13 protein-coding genes are annotated in these 17,279 nt (G+C 67.4%); 2 read left to right on the top strand and 11 right to left on the bottom strand.

What is annotated here, in order from left to right:
* Window positions 1-63: 63 nt before the first annotated feature.
* From DDE10_RS17375 to DDE10_RS17365, 3 genes are all read right to left on the bottom strand, one after another.
* The gene (locus DDE10_RS17375; protein ID WP_284734736.1) at window positions 64-813 is read right to left on the bottom strand and encodes a DUF899 domain-containing protein; all 750 of its coding nucleotides are present in this window, start codon (window positions 811-813) and stop codon (window positions 64-66) included.
* Between the two features lie 338 nt (window positions 814-1,151).
* Complete coding sequence (locus DDE10_RS17370; RefSeq protein ID WP_114954055.1) at window positions 1,152-3,230, bottom strand: NAD(+) synthase; 2,079 nt, start codon at window positions 3,228-3,230, stop codon at window positions 1,152-1,154.
* Entirely contained in the window at window positions 3,230-3,730 is a 501-nt protein-coding gene (locus tag DDE10_RS17365; RefSeq protein WP_114954054.1) for a CinA family protein, read from the bottom strand. The genes DDE10_RS17370 and DDE10_RS17365 overlap by 1 nt, the downstream gene beginning before the upstream one ends.
* An 80-nt stretch (window positions 3,731-3,810) precedes the next feature.
* Here DDE10_RS17365 and DDE10_RS17360 point away from each other — a divergent pair, with 80 nt between their 5' ends.
* Together DDE10_RS17360 and DDE10_RS17355 are read left to right on the top strand one after the other, a co-directional pair.
* The gene (locus tag DDE10_RS17360) at window positions 3,811-4,323 is read left to right on the top strand and encodes a hemerythrin domain-containing protein (RefSeq protein ID WP_114954053.1); all 513 of its coding nucleotides are present in this window, start codon (window positions 3,811-3,813) and stop codon (window positions 4,321-4,323) included.
* Window positions 4,324-4,325: 2 nt separating this feature from the next.
* A complete protein-coding gene (locus tag DDE10_RS17355; RefSeq protein ID WP_114954052.1) occupies window positions 4,326-4,619 on the top strand; it encodes a hypothetical protein in 294 nt (97 codons plus the stop codon).
* On the opposite strand, the gene DDE10_RS17350 is transcribed toward DDE10_RS17355, so the two are convergent.
* The 8 genes from DDE10_RS17350 to DDE10_RS17315 all read right to left on the bottom strand — a co-directional run bounded on the left by DDE10_RS17350 (window position 4,600) and on the right by DDE10_RS17315 (window position 17,279).
* Entirely contained in the window at window positions 4,600-5,127 is a 528-nt protein-coding gene (locus tag DDE10_RS17350; protein ID WP_114954051.1) for a hypothetical protein, read from the bottom strand. The two genes, DDE10_RS17355 and DDE10_RS17350, sit on opposite strands and share 20 nt — an antisense overlap.
* The gene (locus DDE10_RS17345) at window positions 5,124-5,600 is read right to left on the bottom strand and encodes a DUF2269 family protein (RefSeq protein ID WP_284734735.1); all 477 of its coding nucleotides are present in this window, start codon (window positions 5,598-5,600) and stop codon (window positions 5,124-5,126) included. The genes DDE10_RS17350 and DDE10_RS17345 overlap by 4 nt, the downstream gene beginning before the upstream one ends.
* Window positions 5,597-6,889 carry an SDR family oxidoreductase gene (locus DDE10_RS17340; protein WP_114954050.1) on the bottom strand — a complete coding sequence of 431 codons (1,293 nt, stop codon included), beginning with the start codon at window positions 6,887-6,889 and terminating at the stop codon, window positions 5,597-5,599. Before DDE10_RS17340 ends, DDE10_RS17345 begins: the two co-directional genes overlap by 4 nt.
* Window positions 6,890-6,986: 97 nt before the next feature.
* Window positions 6,987-7,214 carry a hypothetical protein gene (locus tag DDE10_RS17335; RefSeq protein ID WP_114954049.1) on the bottom strand — a complete coding sequence of 76 codons (228 nt, stop codon included), beginning with the start codon at window positions 7,212-7,214 and terminating at the stop codon, window positions 6,987-6,989.
* An 8-nt stretch (window positions 7,215-7,222) separates the two neighbouring features.
* On the bottom strand, window positions 7,223-9,712 hold the full coding sequence (locus tag DDE10_RS17330; RefSeq protein ID WP_114954048.1) for an ABC transporter permease: 2,490 nt from the start codon (window positions 9,710-9,712) through the stop codon (window positions 7,223-7,225).
* 10 nt (window positions 9,713-9,722) lie between these two features.
* A complete protein-coding gene (locus DDE10_RS17325; protein ID WP_114954047.1) occupies window positions 9,723-12,221 on the bottom strand; it encodes an ABC transporter permease in 2,499 nt (832 codons plus the stop codon).
* A gap of 33 nt (window positions 12,222-12,254) precedes the next feature.
* Complete coding sequence (locus DDE10_RS17320) at window positions 12,255-14,735, bottom strand: ABC transporter permease (protein WP_114954046.1); 2,481 nt, start codon at window positions 14,733-14,735, stop codon at window positions 12,255-12,257.
* A gap of 39 nt (window positions 14,736-14,774) precedes the next feature.
* Complete coding sequence (locus DDE10_RS17315) at window positions 14,775-17,279, bottom strand: ABC transporter permease (protein WP_114954045.1); 2,505 nt, start codon at window positions 17,277-17,279, stop codon at window positions 14,775-14,777.

The raw sequence follows: 17,279 nt of genomic DNA, 5'->3' as shown, positions 1-17,279 counted from the left end.
GGGTGGCAGTCTGGTTCGGCGTTCCGGCTCGGACGTGCAGAATTGTCCCCAAGGCGCCCTGGCTCACCGGCCGATTTCCGCAGCGCCCTCACGCATCGCCTTTTCGCCGGCATCCGAAACCTCGACCCATTTCTCGTCGGGCACGGCATCGGCGACATAGGAATCGTGCCAGTTCCACCATTTGTAAGGCGGGGTCTGCGGATAGCCGGCGGGCGAGTCTTCCCAGGTTTCCTGGCGGCCCAGCGGGGTGATGTCGAGATAGTTCCAGGTACCTCCCATCTGCTCGTCGCCGCGCTTGTCGACGAAGTAGGTCCGGAACACGCGGTCGCCGTCGCGGAAGAAGACGTTGGTGCCGTGCCACTCGTCCACGCCGAAATCGGCGTCGAAGCGGTCGGTGAGGGTGAACCAGGGCATCGTCCAGGCCATCCGCGCCTTCAGCCGCGCGATGTCCGCCTGCGGCGCGCGAGAGACGAAGACGAGGCTGGTATCGCGCGCGTTCAGATGTGCCGGATGCGCCACCTGGTCCGCGACCATCGAACAACCGCGGCAGCCATGTTCGGGCCAGCCGAACACGCCCGGCTCGAAGAAGGCGCGGTACACGATCAGCTGGCGCCGGCCGTCGAAAAGATCGAGCAGGCTCGCCTTGCCTGCCGGGCCGGCGAAGACATAATCCGTGCGCACCTCCATCCACGGCATCCGTCGGCGCTCGGCGGCGAGAGCGTCGCGGGCGCGGGTCAGCGCCTTCTCCTTGACGAGCAACTGCGCGCGCGCCGCTTCCCATTCCGAGGGAGGGACGATGGCGGGTGTTTGCATGGCGGGGCCTCCACCGGGCCCTCCGTTTGCTGCCGATCTGGTCATGATGTCGAATCCTCCTCATCTTGCCGCTCACGCCCGAAGGCCGTCGGTCGAGGCGGTGGTGAGCGGGATAGGCGCGAACGCGCGGGCCGGAGGAGTAACAAGTGTGGCGGCATTCCGCGAAGAGGCAGCGGCCCTGGCCCTTTCAGCGGAGGCCCGGCGACCATCGATCGACGTCGCGCGCAAGCTCCGCCGGCCGACGCGTCAGCGACCGATGAACGGCTTCGCCTGGATAATCTGCTCCTTCTCGAACGCGTCGAGGATGAAGGCCGGGTCCTCGCGAAGCGCAGAACGCGTCACTCCTCGAACGCGCGCTTCAGTTCCTCGAGCCATGGGCCTGCCGTGCCGTCGCTCGGCGCGCGCCAGTCGCCGCGGGGGCTCAGCGCGCCGCCGGCCGAGACCTTGGGCGAGTTGGGAATCGCCGAGCGCTTGAACTGGCTGATCTGGAAGAAGCGGAAGAGGAAGACCTCGAGCCATTTGCGGATGGTGGCGAGGTCGTATTCGCGCTTGAGCCCTTCGGGATAGTCGATCGGCCACAGGCCCGCCTTGGCGTCCTTCCACGCCTGCCAGGCCATGAAGGCGACCTTCGACGGCGGCTGGCCGCTGCGAAGGGTGTGGAACAGGAAGAAATCGTGCAGCTCGTAGGGGCCGATCCGCTCCTCGGTGCTCTGCATGCCGCTCTTGTCGTCCGCCGGCACCAATTCGGGCGAGATCTTGGTTTCAAGGATCGCCTGGAGCACCGTGTCGGTCGTCTCATCGAACTGGTTCGAGGCGATCGCCCAGCGGATCAGATACTGGATCAGCGTCTTGGGCACGCCGGCATTGACGCCATAATGGCTCATCTGGTCGCCGACGCCGTAGGTCGACCACCCCAAGGCGATCTCCGACAGATCGCCGGTGCCGACGACGAAGCCGCCGCGCTGGTTGGCGAGGCGGAAGAGGTAGTCGGTGCGCAGGCCCGCCTGCACATTCTCGAAGGTGACGTCGTAGACCGCCTCGCCCTTGGCGAAGGGGTGGCCCATATCGCCGAGCATCTGGCGGGCGGCGGGACGGATGTCGATCTCCTCGCCGACGATGCCCAAGGCGTCCATCAGCTTCCAGGCATTGCCCTTGGTCTCCTCGCCGGTGGCGAAGCCGGGCATGGTGAAGCCGAGGATGGTCGAGCGCGGCAGGCCGAGATAGTCGCAGGTCTTGGCGGCGACGATCAAAGCGTGGGTCGAATCGAGGCCGCCGGAGACGCCGATGACGAGATGGGTGCCGCTGGTCGCCTGGAAGCGGCGGGCGAGCCCCTGCACCTGGATGTTGAACGCCTCGTAGCAATCCAAATCGAGCTGCTCGCGGCGATTGGGCACGTAGGGAAAGCGGCGCAGCCGGCGCGCGAAGCCGATGTCGGCGAAGCTCGGCTGATGCTCGAAGCGGACCACGCGCACCCTTTTCTCGGGATGGCCGGCGGCGAGCGCATTGTCGTTGAAGGTGGCGTTGCGCATCCGCTCGAGCCGCAGCCGCTGGACGTCGACATCGGCGACGCACAATTCCGGCTCGCACGAGAAGCGCGACGATTCGCACAGCAAATCGCCCAGCTCGTAGATCGAACCCTGGCCGTCCCAGGCGAGGTCGGTGGTGCTCTCGCCCGGCCCGGCGGCGGAGAAGATGTAGGCGGCGAGGCAGCGGCTCGCCTGGCTGGCGCAGAGCAACTTGCGCTCGTCCGCCTTGCCGATCGTGATGTTGGACGCTGAGAGATTGCAGAGGATGGTCGCGCCGGCGAGCGCGCCGACCGTCGAGGGCGGCTGCGGCGCCCAATAATCCTCGCATATCTCGATGTGGAAGACGAAGTCGGGAAGATCGTCGGCGGCGAAGATCAGGTCGGGGCCGAACGGCACCCCCTGCCCGGCCACCTCCATCTTCAGTCCCTCGAGGCCGATCCCCTGCGCGAACCAGCGCTTCTCGTAATATTCGCGGTAATTGGGAAGGAAGCTTTTCGGCACCACGCCGAGGATTCGGCCGCGCGAGAGAGCGAGGCCGCAATTGTAGAGGCGGCCGTTGCGCCTGAGCGGGGCGCCGACGACCAGGACCGGCGCGAGCGAAGCCGTTTCCGCGGCGATGCGGGCGATTCCGCGCTCGACCTCGTCGAGGAAGGCGTCCTGGAGGAAGAGATCGTCGACGGAATAGGAGCTGATGTTGAGCTCCGGGAAGACGAGGATGTCGATGCCGCGCTCGTCTGCCTGGCGGGCGAGGGCCATCGTCTGATCGACGTTGAGGGCGACGTCGCCCGCCGAGGCGACAGGCGTCGCCGCGGCGACCCGGACGAAGCCGTGGCGGTGGATGGCGCCGAACGGCGCCTTGCGCGTGCCTGGAACATCCTGGCCCTCCGCCATCACAGCATCTCCGTCATCATCTCGACCGCCACCCGCATGCATTCGATCCGGGTGGCGCCACGCCCGATGGGCCCGAAATGCTCCTCCCGGTGCGCCGTCTTACGACCGGCGCGGGCGCAGGCAAAGTGGACGAGGCCCGGCTCGTCGCCGCTGTCGGCGAAGCCGGTGATCGCCAGGGCAATATTGGCATCGGAGCGTGCAAGGGCGCCTTCGGCCATGGCAAGGGCGACCTCGCGCGACACCGCGCCCTTCTCGGCAATGAGCGCCGCAGGAACGCCAAGCAGGTCGGTCTTGGCCGCCTCGCTATAGGTGACGAAGCCGCGGTCGAACGAATGGGCGACCCCCTGCACGTCGGTCAGCATGGAGGCGAGCATGCCGCCGGTGCAGCTCTCTGCCGTCGCGAAGGCGATGTCGCGCTCGCACGCCTTCGACAGCAGACGTCGCGTCGCTTCCTCGATCGCGTCCGGGAGCACCGGCGAGAGAGTCTCGGTATCGTTCAATTCTTGATCCTCGTCTGCGCCTAACCGCGGAACCGGCGCCTTGCTCCGATTGTTCCACCCCCGCAATCAGGAGATGAAGAGTGGCGAGCGCAGACAAGCTGGACGGGCTGCAATTACTGGCAGCCGATCACCGGAAGGTGGAAGATCTGTTCGAGCAGTTCGAGAAAGCGAGCGGCGACGGCGCGAAGGAGAGGATCGTCCGCCAGATCTGCACCGAATTGAAGGTGCATACGATGATCGAGGAGGAGATCTATTACCCGGCGGTGCGCGGCAAGGTGGAGGACGGGGATCTCGACGAGGCCTATGTCGAGCATGACAGCGCCAAGCTGCTGGTCAACGAGCTCGAGGCGGCGGAGCCGGACGAGAGCTATTACGACGCCAAGGTGAAGGTGCTGAAGGAGCTGATCGAGCATCACGTCAAGGAAGAGGAAAAGCAGCGCGACAACCTCTTCCAGCAGACCCGCGCCGCGGATATCGACTTGGAGGCGCTCGGCGAGCAGCTCGCCGCGCGCAAGGCGGAACTGATGGCGCAGGCCGAAAGCGGCGGGCTCGGCCCGGCCGAGCCGGCGACGCTGAAGCACGAAGAGGTGTGACCATGCCCTGGAATCGAAACCGGACCTATTTCGCGGCCGCCGGCGCCGCCGTCGCCGGACTGGCCGGCGCGCTATTCGCGCGGCGCTGGTGGGGGCGCGAGGAAGACGAGCGGCCAGCGGCCGCCCATGCCCGCGGCAAGACGGCGCCGGGCCCGGTCGGTCATTCCGGAAGCGCCCGTTCGGCCGGCGCGGACGCCATGCGAGACCCGCCGAAGGATTGGGACAAGATCGACGAATCGGTCGACGAGAGCTTCCCCGCGAGCGATCCGCCCGCAGTCAGCCCGAAGGTGGATTGACGACGGGCGCCACCGAGGCCCGCCGCGACAGCGGTGCATCGCGATCGGGCCCGGCGGCGAAGATCGTCTCGCGCGCATCGACAAGCTCGCAGATCGCCGTGGCGGTGGCGCTGCCCCAGACCAGATGCGCGCCGATCATCAGCGCGTTCCGCCGCGCCGGATGATCGGTGGCGGGCTTGAGCAGGCTCACCGCCGGGATCCAGCCCATATAGCTCGCGACCCAGATCGCCGCGCCGGCGGCGGCGCCGCTCGCCTTTCCGGGCCGCTCGCTCGCCGCCGCCAGCAACGCGCCGCAGGCGGCGCCGTAGAGGAAATGCGCGACGAGGGTGAGGTCCCGTGCAGCCTCGTCCTCGCCCACCCCGGCGGAATCGATGATCTCGCGCGGGGTGAGCGGGTAGCGCTCCTTGCCCGGGAGACGGGCGTGAAGCTTCCGCATCGCGCCGGTCATCGCCATGGTGCCGACGAAGCCGGCGACCGCGCCGACGACGAGACGCGAGGACAGCCTCACCAGTTGATCTCCGGACGGGCGATCATCAGCCAGAAAATGGCGAGGACCGCGAAGAAGGCGGGAAAGCCGAAGGCGAACCAGAGCCGGTAGAGGCGATGATAGGCGGCCGGCAACGGCGCTCCCGCCGCCACCGCCGCCGTCGCCAGATCGCGCATTCGAACCTGCATCCAAACCACCGGCAACCAGAAAGCCCCGGTGAACAGGTAGAGCGCGATCGAGGCCAGAATCCAGCCCTCGGCGAACGAATAGCCGACGCTGCGCACGAGCAGGATACCGGTGACCGGCTGCGCGACCACCGCCGTGGCGGTGAAGACGAAATCGGCGATGACGACGATGCGCGCCGTGGCGGCCACCGCGGCAGGATCGCCGGTGCGGTGGGCCATCAACATGAAGAAGGCGATCCCGGCACCGGTGCCCAGCAGAATGGTCGAGCCGATGACGTGCAGCCATTTGAGGATCAGATATTCGATCATCTCTCGTCCAGTATCGCCAGGCAGACCAGGTTGAGGGCGAGAATCGGCCAGACCTTCATCATCGGCCCGAGCGAGTCCGCCCACAAGGGCGGCAGCAGCCAGCTGCCGAGCAGCAAATAGAGCAGCGACACGCCGAGCGCGGCGATCAGCGCCGGCTTCGTGGTGCGGCGATAGAGCATGGCGGCACCGACGACGAGATCGATCAGCGCGCCGGCGACGACGGTGAGCTCGGCGAAGGGCGCGGCCACCGTCATCTCCATCACGCTGACGGCATGGGCCCAGCCGGGACCGAGCGAGACGAGGCCGGTCATCAGCCAGAACAAGGCGAAGGTGCCGATCGCCACCGGCTTCAGCAGATAGAGCCGCGCGAACCAGCGCTCCTGGACCGAGGCCGGAGCGGCGGCCAAGGCGGCGCCGAGGGCCTGCGGCCGAATCCCCGTCGCCTCGATCCACGCGCGCGGATCGCCGGTCGCGCCGCGCACGATCTCGCGGCGGCCGGTGCTCCGGACCGGCGGGCGCCACCCCAGCCGGCCGGCGAGGTCGCCGAGCCGCCATCCCAGTCCCAGGACGAATCGCGGGACCGAGATTTCGCGGGCGGGCGGCCAGCCAAGCCAGTGCCGATAGGCGGCGACCACTTCGCCGAAGGTCAGCCGTTCCGGCCCGGCGAGCTCGAGTGCCACACGCGACGCCGCCGCCGGTTCGAGCAGCCGGCTCACCGTCTCCGCCACGTCGTCGAGCTGGACCACGTCGATCGGCCCGGCTTCGGGGATGCGGGGGAGGATGGGGAGCGAGGCAAGGCCGCGGAACAGCGCGCTGCCGCCATAAGCGGCGGGGCCGACCACGACCGACGGCCGGAGGATTACCCAGTCGAGCCCGCTCGCCTGCAGAGCGGCATCGCCCCGGGCCTTGCTATCGGAAAAGGCGCTGAGGCCGCCGCGGTCGACGCCTATCGCCGAGAAATGGATGACGCGCCTCACTCCCGCCCGGGCGCAAGCCGCCCACAAGGCGGAGGGCGCCTGGTCATGGACCCGACCCGTCGAATCGCGTCCGCTGTCCTGCAGGACGCCCGCGCAATTCACCACCGCTTCGACCCCGGCGAGGTGGGGAAGCCAGTCTTCCGCCCGGAGCAGATCGCGCAGGTCGAGCAGGAGCCAGCGATCGACCGGAACCCGCCGGGCAAGGCTGTCGAGCCGCCGGGCGATTCCGGTCACCGCGTGACCGTCGGCACGGAGCCGCGCCGCGACGGCCGATCCGATCAGGCCGGTTGCGCCGATCAGCAGAACGCGCATCCTGTCTCCTCAGCCGGGGATGGGAATTACCGGTGGAAGCCCGTGCGTCCCACTTCCGTCGCGGCGAGGCAAGAGCGCCTTTGCCAGGGCCCAAACCCTACAACTCCACCCCGCTGGCGATCGCCTCGAGCTTCTTCACGCGTTCGCGCATCGCGGCCATTTCGATCCGCATGCCGACATCCTCTTCGGCGGGCTGCCGCCTCGGCTCCTGGCCCAGCTCAAGACGGCGAAGGCCGAGCCAGCCATGCCAGGCGTGAAGGCCGGCGCCGCAGACCATGGCGGTGACGCCGAGGGTGGTGAGGGAGGGGAGAAGCTGTTCGAACATCGGATATCCTATTCGTACCTGAGAGCCTTGATCGGGTTGGTCCGGGAAATGCGCAAAGCGTGGCTGGCGACCGTGCCTACGGCGATGGCGAGGGCGAGGAGGCCGGCGAAGAGGAACGGGCCGACGCCCAGGTCGATGCGCGCGTCGAAGCCGTTGAGCCAGTCGCGCATGACCCACCAGGCGACCGGCCACGCGATCAGGTTCGCGACGATCACCGGCTTCGAGAATTGCCAGGCGAGCAGGCGGACGATGTCCGCCGAACGGGCGCCGAACACCTTCCGGATCCCGATCTCGCGAGTGCGCCGCTCGGCGGTGAAGGCGGCGAGGCCGAACAGGCCGAGGCAGGCGATCACCACGGCGAGCGCCGCGAAGCCGGCAAAGGCCTGGCCGCGGGCGGCATCCGTCGCGTAGAGCTCGGCCAGCTGGTCATCGGCATATTCCCCCTCGAAGGGCACGTCTGGCACCGTGCTGCGCCACAGGCGCGCGATGCTCTGCCGGACGGCCTCAGGGTTCGACGAACGATAGCGAACGACCATTCCACGATAGATGCCGCGATCGTAGAACAGGCTGGGCTCGACCGACTCCCTCACCGACCGGAAGCGGCTATTCTCGACGACGCCGACGATCGTCGCCGGAAGCAATCCGATCTCGTCGGGAAAGACGTCGAGCCGGAGTTGGCGGCCGATCGCCGCCTGCGGATCGGCAAAGCCCATCTGTTCGGCCGCGAGCCGGTTGACGACGATATTGAGCCCGCGATCGACCAGCAGGCGCATCGCCGGCTCCGGATCGGCGTCAGGCCCCCAGGGAAGGTCGAGCCGGTCGCGCGCCTGCGCCGGCGACAGCGTCCGGCCTGCGAGCAACGGCACACCCATGGTCCGGAAGAAGTCGGGATGGACGCTGTAGTTGCCGAGCAACAGCGGATCGGACCGCCCGGGCACCAGGGCATTGGTGTTGGTGGTGTTGCCGGTGGCGACGGTGATGCTGGCGCCGGCAGCGCTCTCGACCCCGTCGATGGCGGCGATGCGGCGCAGGAGCGTCTCGGTCTGCGGAATGACCTCGGTCCGGTTCATGTTGGCGATCTGGATGAGGCCGGCCCGCTCGAAGCCGAGGTCGGTGGTCTGGGCGAACCGGGTCTGCGAATAGACGACGATGGTGCAGATGATGAGCCCGATCGACACCGCGAACTGACCCACCACAAGCAGGCTGCGCAACCGGCCGCTGCCGAGCGGCTCCGCCGTCGATTTGTTCGCCTTCAAGATCAAAGCCGGCTGGTAACGGGACAGATAGAAGGCCGGGTAGAGTCCGCCGGCGAGGCCGACGAGGAGGAACATGGCGATCACCGGCAGCAGGACCCCGTCCGGGCCGAGATAGACCAGTTCGAGGTCGGCATCCAGGAAGACGCCGAGCCAGGGCAGGCCGACCTCGACCAGAGCGAGCGCGATCAGGGTGGCCAAGCCGGTGATCAAGAGCGATTCGCCGAGGAACTGGGCGACGAGCTGCTTGCGCCGAGCGCCGAGGACCTTGCGCAGCGCGACCTCGCGGGCGCGTTGGCTGGCGCGCGCGGTGGCGAGATTGACGAAGTTGATCGAGGCCATGGCCAGGATGAGCAGGGCCACTACGCTGAAGGTGAGGATCGTCCGCCGGTCGTTTCCAGGCCGCTCCAGCTCCCCCTCGGCCCCGCTGAGATGGACGTCGCGGACATTGACCAGTCGCCAGTCGAACAGGTCGCCCTCGCTCACCTGGCGGCCGCCGACATCGACCGGCGGGATATTGCGCCGCTCCCAGGCGTGGAGGTGGCCGTTGATCGCCTCGGCATCCGCGCCGGGCCGAAGCTTGAGATAGACGTAGCCGTTGATGCAGCTCCACCCGCAATCGGCCTTCTCCGCCTCGCTGATCCGACCGATCGCGCGGAATCCCATATGGCTGTTGCGGGGAATGTCCTCGAAGATGCCGGTCACGCGCAGGCTATATTGCTGGCCGCCGCGGATCGCCGTCACCGTCCGGCCGACGATGTCGAGGCTGCCGAAGCGGTTCATCGCCTCGGTGCGGCTCAGCACCAGACTGTCCATGCCGGCGAGCGCGGTCGCCGGATCCCCGCGCAGGAACGGAAGAGCGAGGATCCGGAAGAAACTGTCCTCGGTCAGGTGCATCTCGACGAAGCTCGGCTGGCCATCGCGCAGGAACACCGTGTTGAAGCCCTCCGCCCGGGCGATCGCCTCGATCTGCGGGAAATCGGCGGCCAGGCTCTCGGTGATGACGCCGTGCGTCCCCTGCTGCGCCACCGGCTCGGCATTGTCTTCCGAGGTGCTGATCGACTGAACCTGATAAATTCGCTCGGCATCCGGCAGCCAGCGATCATAGCTCGTCTCGTAGCGGACATAGATGAGCAGCATCAGGCACGCGGCGAGCCCGAGCGAGAGGCCGAAGATGTTGATGAAGGCGTAGGTGCGGTTGCGGGTCAGCGCCCGGAATCCGACGATCAGATAGTTGCGCCACATGGCCGGCCCCTCACTCGTAGCGCAAAGCGTGGATCGGATTGGCCCGCGCGACCCGGATGGCGTGGGTGGCGATGGTGCCGATCGCGATCGCCAAGGCGATCAGCCCGGCGAGCACGAAAGGTGCCGGGCCGAGATCGATCCGCGCGTCGAAATTGTTAAGCCAGTCGCGCATCATCCACCAGGCCACTGGCCAGGCAATGAGGTTGGCGACAATGATCGGTTTCGAGAATTGCCAGGCGAGCAGCCGGACGATGTCGCGGGTGCGCGCGCCGAGCACCTTGCGGATGCCGATCTCCTTGGTCCGTCGCTCGGCGGTGAAGGCAGCCAAGCCGAACAGGCCCAGACAGGCGACGACGATCGCCAGCATGGCGAAGGCGGCGAAGGTCTGCGCGCGGGCATCCTCCGCCTCGTAGAGCTCGGCCATGATGCCGTCGCTGAACTCCGCCTCGAACGGCACCTCGGTGGTGACGCCCTTCCAGACGCGTTCGATCCCTGCCCTCACCTGAGCGGGATCGCCGTTGAAGCGGACGATGATGTTGCTGTGACCGGTGTTCGTATTCTGGAACATGATCGGGTCCATCGGCTGGCGCACCGAGCGGAAGCGGGCGTCACGGACGACGCCGATGACGGTGACCGGCACCAGGCCGAGCTCGTTCTGGATCAATCCGGCGCGGAAGGTGCGCCCCACCGCGCGCGCCGGATCCTCGAAGCCGAGGCGGCGGGCGGCGAGCTCGTTGATCACGATGTTGCCGCCACGGGCGGCCAGCGCGCGCTGCGACGCCGGTTCCGGCGGGTAGGGCAAGGTCATGTCGTCCATCGGACGCGCGGCGTCGAACCAGCGGCCGGCGACCAACTCCATCCCCATCGCTCCCAGGAAACCCTCATCCACCTGGTAGATGCCGATCGTCACCGGGTCCGGCCGACCCGGCACCATGACGCCGGTATTGTTCTGATTGTCGGTGGCGACGCCGATGGTGGTCAGTCCGGCCGCTTCGACGCCCGGCACGCGGCGCATCCGCTCGGCCAGCATCTCGCCCTTGTCGAGGAGCTGGTAGCGGGAGAGTTCGTCCACCTGCAGGATGTGATCGCGGCGGAAGCCCGGATCGACGGTGCGGGCATAGACGGTCTGGCCATAGATGATGGCGGTGCAGATGATGAGCCCTATCGACACCGCGAACTGGGCCACGACGAGGGCGCTGCGCAGACGGCCGGTGCCGGGCGTTTCAGACGAGGATTTGTTCGCCTTGAGCACCGACGCGGGCTCGAAGCGAGAGAGGAAGAAGGCGGGATAGAGGCCGCCCAAGATCCCGACCACAAGCACGAGGCCGAGCACGGGCAATCCGATGCCGTCCGCACCGAGATAGGCGACCTGGAGATCCGCCTCGAGAAAGGACGCGAAGGGCGGCACGAGCAGTTCGAGCAAAGCGAGCGCGATCAGCATGGCGACCACCGCGACGATGATCGACTCCCCGACGAACTGCATGACCAGCTGCCGCCGGGTCGCGCCGAGAGCCTTGCGGAGTGCGACCTCGCGCGCGCGCTGGCTGGCTCGGGCCGTGGCGAGGTTGGTGAAATTGACGACGGCCATGCCGAGGATGAGCAAAGCGACGATGGCGAAAGTGATGATTGTGGTGCGGTCGTTGCCCGGCGACATGGCGCCGCCCTGGGCACGGCCGAGATGCACGTCCTCGAGGTTGACGATGTGCCAGTCCTGATCGTCGCCGGCGTTGAAGCGCGCTTCGCCGGCGGTCTCGTCGGGGATCGCGCGATCTTCCCACGCCGGCAGGCCGGCCTCGATCGCTCCGGCGTCGGCGCCGGGCCGCAGCTTCACATAGACCCAGCCATTCTGGCAGCCCCAGCAGGTGAGGACATCCGGCGTGTCGCCCAGATAGGCCGGATAATCGATGCGGATCAGGCTGTTGATCCGGAAATGCGAGTTGCGGGGCAGATCCTGGAGGATCCCGGTGATCCGAAAGTCCCGGGCGACGCCGCGGGTGATCAGGGTCATCGTCTGACCGATCACGTCGTCGGTGCCGAACCGCCGCCGCGCCTCGGACTGGGTGAGCACCGCCGAATTGACCTGGCCGAGGGCGGAGGCGTCGCCGCGGACCATGGGCAGCGGCACGACGTCGAGGAAATTGCCGTCGACCCAGAGATAGTCTTCGGTCGAGGTGGCTTGGCCGTCCCTCGAGAAGACCGGATTGTTGTTGGAGACGTAGACCTCGGATTCGATCTGCGGGAAGCTGTCCCGGATCGACTTACCCGAGATGTAGGGAGTCATCTGGAGCTGCGCTTCCTGGCCGGTCTCCTGCGACTTGTACCAGCTCTGGACCTGGTGGATCCGGTCCGAGCCCGGAATCCAGCGGTCGTAGCTCAGCTCATAGCGGACGTAGAGCAGGATCATCAGGCAAGCGGTCATGCCCATGGCGAGGCCGAAGATGTTGATGAAGGCATAGGTGCGGCTCTTCGCCAGCGCGCGGATCCCGACCGTCACGTAATTGCGCCACATGCCTGCTCTCCCCTTCTCGCTGCCCCTTCGGCCTCATTCGTATCGCAGCGCGTGAATCGGATTGGTCCGGGCGACGCGGATCGCATGGCCCGCAATGGTGCCGATCGCGATGCCGAACGCGATCAGCCCGGCCAGGGCGAACGGCGTCGGCGTCAGCGCGACCCGCACGTCGAAGGTGTTGAGCCAGTCCCTCATCGCCCACCAGGCGACCGGCCAGGCGACGAGGTTGGCGAGGACCACCGGCTTGGTGAACTGCCAGACGAGGAGGCGGACGATGTCGCGCACCCGCGCGCCCAGCACCTTGCGGATGCCGATCTCCTTCGTCCGCCGCGCCGCGGTGAAGGCGGCGAGACCGAACAGGCCGAGGCAGGAGATGATGATGGCGAGGACGGCGAAGCCGGCGAAGATCGCGCCGCGCGCGCGCTCCTGCGCGTAGAGCTCCGCCACCAGATCCTCGGAATAGGCCCCTTCGAAGGGGATGTCGGAAAGGAAGCGCCGCCAGACATTCTCGAGCCCGGTCATGACCGCGGCCGGATCCGCCGAGCGATAGCGGACGATGAGCTGGGTCGTGCGCAGCGGATCGTAGGTGAAGACCAGCGGCTCGATGGTGTCGCGAGCGGTGCGGATGCGGGTATTCTCGACGACGCCGACGATCGTGCAGGGGATCATCGCATCCCCCTCGACGCTGGTGCGGATCTGGCGGCCCACCGCCTCGGCCGGATCCCGGAAGCCGAACAGCTCGGCCGCCCGACGGTTGACGACGATATTGAGTCCCCGGCTGGGGAGATCGGCGAGCGCGTCGCCGAAGGGCTCGCTGCGCTCGATCCGGTCGTTGGCATAACGCTCGCCGAGCAGCCTGCCGGCCAGGCGCTGCATGCCCATCGAAGTGAAGAAGTCCGCGTCGGCGCCGTAGACGCCGACGTTGAGCCCTTCGATCCCACCCGGAACGTTGACCGCCTGGATCGACTTGTTGGTCGCGGCGATTCCGAGACTGGTCCGACCGACCGAGACGACGCCGGGTACGGCTTCGATCAGCCGCTTGGCGGCGTCGTAATTGCCGCCGAGACGCCAGGCGCCGGCGACCTGGATGAGGCCCTCGCGCTCGTAGCCTGGATCGACGGTCTGCACGAAACGCGTCTGAGCCCAGATGACGACCGTGCAGACGATGAGGCCGATCGAGACCGCGAACTGGACGACGACCAGGACGTTGCGCAGCCGGCCGCTGCCATAGGGCTCCGCCGCAGATTTGTTCGCCCGCAGCACCTGCGCAGGTTCGAAGCGCGCCAAATAGAAGGCCGGATAGAGCCCGCCGAGCAACCCGACGAGAAGGATGAGGGCGAACGCCATGCTGAGCATGCCGTCGGTCCCCAGATAGGAGATTCCGAGATCGGCATCGAGCCAGGCCCCGAGCATCGGCGCGGTCAGCTCCACCAGAGCGAGCGCAATCAGCATCGCCAGAGCGGCGAGCAAAATCGATTCGCCGAGGAACTGACCGACGAGCTGCCCCCGCCGTGCGCCGAGCACCTTTCTCAAGGCGACTTCGCGGGCCCTCTGCCCGGCCCGGGCGGTCGAGAGGTTGATGAAGTTGATGCAGGCCATCACCAGGATCAGCAAGGCGACGATGGAGAAAGTGGCGACGGTGCGACGGTCGTTGCCCGGCGTCATCGCGAAGTCCTGCGCCTCGCCGAGATGGACGTCGCGGACAGCGACCAGGCTCAGGTCCATGATGTCGGCCTGGCTCGAGCTTCTCCCGTCGATCAATTGGGGCGGGATCGTGCGACGCTCCCATGCCGGCAAGGCGGCATTGATCGCCGCGGCGTCGGCGCCGGGCCGAAGCTTCACATAATGATATTGGCCCATCGCCCCCCATTGGCGCAGCCGCTCGGGATTTTCGGCATAGACGTTGGGATCGAACCGGATCAGCGCCTGGAAATCGAGCTGGCTGTTGTTCGGCAGGTCGCGGAGGATGCCGGTGACCTGGAAGTCGCGCCGCTGCTCGCCGTCGCTCGTGGTGATGCGCCGGCCGATCGCGTCGATCGTGCCGAACTGGCGGATCGCCTCGCTCTGGGTGAGCACGACCGAGCCGGTGTCGCGAAGGGCGGTCTCGGCCGATCCGCGCACGAAGGGCAGGCGGAAGATCTCGAGGAAGGCCGGATCGACCCAGAGCGCGTCGACATAGAGGGGCGCGCCGTCGCGAAGGACGATGGCCCGGCCCGGATCGGCGATGCTGAGCGCCTCGATCTGCGGAAAGCCGCCGGCCAGCGCCTCCCGCAGCGGCAGCGGGCTCCCTTGGCTCGCCGTGACCGGCTGACCCGGCTCCTGCCAGGTCGCCTGCACCTGGTAGAGGCGATCGCCGTCAGGCAGCCAGCTGTCGTAGCTCGTCTCGTAGCGGACGTAGAGAATGAGCATGATGCAGGCGGCGAGGCCGACCGCGAGGCCGAAGATGTTGATGAAGGCGTAGGTGCGACTGCGGGTCAGTGACCTGAAGCCGACCAGGAGATAGTTTCGCCACATCCCCGTCATCCCTTCTTCGTCGATCGCCTCCCGGGCTCGTCACTCGTATCTCAGCGCATGGATCGGATTGGCCCGGGCGACCCTGAAGGCGTGGCCGGCGATGGTGCCGATCGCGATCACCAGGGCGAGCAGCCCGGCGAGAACGAACGGCGTCGGCCCGAGCGGGATGCGCGCGTCGAACGTGTTCAGCCAGCCCCGCATCGCGAACCAGGCCGCCGGCCAGGCGATCAGATTGGCGGCGATCACCGGCTTCGAGAACTGCCAGGCGAGCAGGCGGACGATATCCCGCGTGCGGGCGCCGAGCACCTTGCGGATTCCGATCTCCTTGGTCCGGCGCTCGGCGGTGAAGGCGGCCAGGCCGAACAGGCCCAGGCAGGCGACGACCACGGCGAGGAGGGCGAAGCCCGCGAAGACCTGCGCGCGCGCCTGCTCCGCCTTGTAGAGGTCGGCGATCCGTTCCTCGCTGAACACGCCATTGAAGGGCACGTCCGGCGCCAGCCGCTTCCAGGCCTGCTCGACGCGATCACGAACGCCCTGCGGATCCGAGGTGTCGTAACGGATCAGCAGATAGTCGGCGAAAGCGCGATCGTAGCGGAACATGATCGGCTCGAGCGGCGTGCGGATCGAGCGGAAGCGCGAGTCGCGGACGACACCGATGACGCGGGTCGGGACCAGGCCGTCCTCGGGATCGAAGAAGCTGACCCCGAAGGTCTTGCCGACCGCGTCCGCTGGATTCTGCCAACCCATACGCCGCGCGGCGAGCTCGTTGATGACGACGTTGACGCCCCGGGCAATCAGCGGCCGCTCCTGTTCGTCGGTCGACGGATAAGGCAGGGTCGAATCGTCGGCCGGGCGGCTCTCCTCGAACAGGCGTCCGGCGACGCGCTCGATCCCCATCGTCTCGAAGAAGTGCAAGTCGACCGCATAGGTGCCGATGCTGACCCGCTCCTGCTGGCCGGGCACCTGCACGCCGGTCGTGCTCGTGCTGCCGGTCGCGATGCCGATGTTCGAACGCCCGACCGAGACCACGCCCGGAATCCGGCGCATCTCCTCGACGATGGTGTCGGCGCGATCGAGCAGCTGGCGGCGGCCGAGATTGGTGATCTGGATCAGGCCTTCGCGGCGAAAACCCGGATCGGCGGTCCGCGCATAGACGGTCTGGGCGTAGACCACGGCGGTGCAGATGATGAGGCCGATCGACACCGCGAACTGGGCGACGACGAGGGCGTTGCGCAGGCGTCCCGAGCCGGCCGCCTCGGCCGTCGACTTGTTGGCCTTGAGCACCTGCGCCGGCTGAAAGCGGCTGAGATAGAGCGCCGGATAGACGCCGCCTGCAGCGCCGACGAGCAGGGTCAGCAGCAGGATCGGCAGCAGCATGCCGTCGACGCCGAAATAGCCCATGGCAAGCTCGGCATCGAGGAAGTTGGAGAGCATCGGCAGCAGCAGCTCGACGAGGGCAAGCGCCAGGATCATCGAGATGCCGGCGATGAGCACCGATTCGGTGAGGAACTGGGTCACCAGCTGACGGCGGTTGGCGCCGAGCACCTTCCTCAGCGCAACCTCGCGTGCGCGCTGGCTCGCGCGGGCGGTGGCGAGGTTGGTGAAGTTCACGCAGGCCATGCCCAGGATCAGGAAGGCGATGATCGTGAAGGTGACGATCGTGCGCTGGTCGTTCCCCGCCGTCATCGTCGCCGCCTGAGCAGGCCCGAGATGGACGTCGCGGATGTTGGCGACGTTCCAGTCCTGGTCCTCACCGGCGTTGAACGTCTGGGTCCCGTATTGCTCGTCCGCGATGTTGCGCCGCTCCCAGGCCGGAAGCGCGGCTTCGATCGCCTCCGGATCGGTCCCGGGACGGAGGGAGAAATAGTACCAGCCGGATTGCCAGCCCCAGTTTGTAAGGAAGTCCGGCTGCTCGGCAAAATAGGTCGCCGGATCGAAGCGGGCGACGAGCTTGAAGCGGACGTGGCTGTTGCGGGGCACATCACGGGCGATGCCGGTGACGCGATAGTCGATCGTCGTGCTGCCGGCGACCATGGTCACCGTCTTGCCCATCGCGCTCTCGTCGCCGAAGATCCGGCGCGCCTCGCTCTCGGTAAGGACGACCGTGCCGGCCTGGGACAGCGCGGTGCCCGGATCCCCCTGCACCAGCGGGAATTGCAGCACGTCGAAGAAGAGATTGTCGACCAGGAGGGCGTCCTCGGTCTCGAGCGCCTCGCCGTCGCGCATGATGACGGGATCGCTGCTGAGGGCGTAGACCGAACGCTCGATCTGCGGAAAGTCCTGACGGACCCGCTGACCGGCGATGTAGGACGTCATCTGGAGGAGATTCTCCTCGCCGGTGTTCGGATTCCTGTAGTGGCTCTGGAACTGGTAGGTATTCTCGCTGTTCGGCAGCCACTCGTCATAACTGGTCTCGTAGCGGACGTAGAGCAGCAGCAGCAGACAGGCGGCGAGGCCGATGGCGAGGCCGACGATGTTGATGAAGGCGTAGGTGCGGTTCTTCGCCAGCGCCCTCAATCCGACGGTCATGTAGTTGCGCCACAT

The sequence above is a fragment of the Sphingosinicella terrae genome (assembly GCF_003347635.1).
In the GTDB taxonomy this organism is placed as follows: Bacteria; Pseudomonadota; Alphaproteobacteria; order Sphingomonadales; family Sphingomonadaceae; genus Allosphingosinicella; species Allosphingosinicella terrae.
Note: the sequence above shows the minus strand (reverse complement) of the source record. Positions and strands in the feature narration are given on the sequence as shown.

Excerpts from the sequence above, each read along its gene's own strand:
- DDE10_RS17375 (WP_284734736.1), bottom strand. The coding sequence starts at position 813 with ATGCAAACACCCGCCATCGTCCCTCCCTCGGAATGGGAAGCGGCGCGC.
- DDE10_RS17370 (WP_114954055.1), bottom strand. The coding sequence starts at position 3,230 with ATGGCGGAGGGCCAGGATGTTCCAGGCACGCGCAAGGCGCCGTTCGGC.
- DDE10_RS17355 (WP_114954052.1), top strand. The coding sequence starts at position 4,326 with ATGCCCTGGAATCGAAACCGGACCTATTTCGCGGCCGCCGGCGCCGCC.
- DDE10_RS17345 (WP_284734735.1), bottom strand. The coding sequence starts at position 5,600 with ATGATCGAATATCTGATCCTCAAATGGCTGCACGTCATCGGCTCGACC.
- DDE10_RS17340 (WP_114954050.1), bottom strand. The coding sequence starts at position 6,889 with ATGCGCGTTCTGCTGATCGGCGCAACCGGCCTGATCGGATCGGCCGTC.
- DDE10_RS17335 (WP_114954049.1), bottom strand. The coding sequence starts at position 7,214 with ATGTTCGAACAGCTTCTCCCCTCCCTCACCACCCTCGGCGTCACCGCC.
- DDE10_RS17330 (WP_114954048.1), bottom strand. The coding sequence starts at position 9,712 with ATGTGGCGCAACTATCTGATCGTCGGATTCCGGGCGCTGACCCGCAAC.
- DDE10_RS17325 (WP_114954047.1), bottom strand. The coding sequence starts at position 12,221 with ATGTGGCGCAATTACGTGACGGTCGGGATCCGCGCGCTGGCGAAGAGC.
- DDE10_RS17320 (WP_114954046.1), bottom strand. The coding sequence starts at position 14,735 with ATGTGGCGAAACTATCTCCTGGTCGGCTTCAGGTCACTGACCCGCAGT.
- DDE10_RS17315 (WP_114954045.1), bottom strand. The coding sequence starts at position 17,279 with ATGTGGCGCAACTACATGACCGTCGGATTGAGGGCGCTGGCGAAGAAC.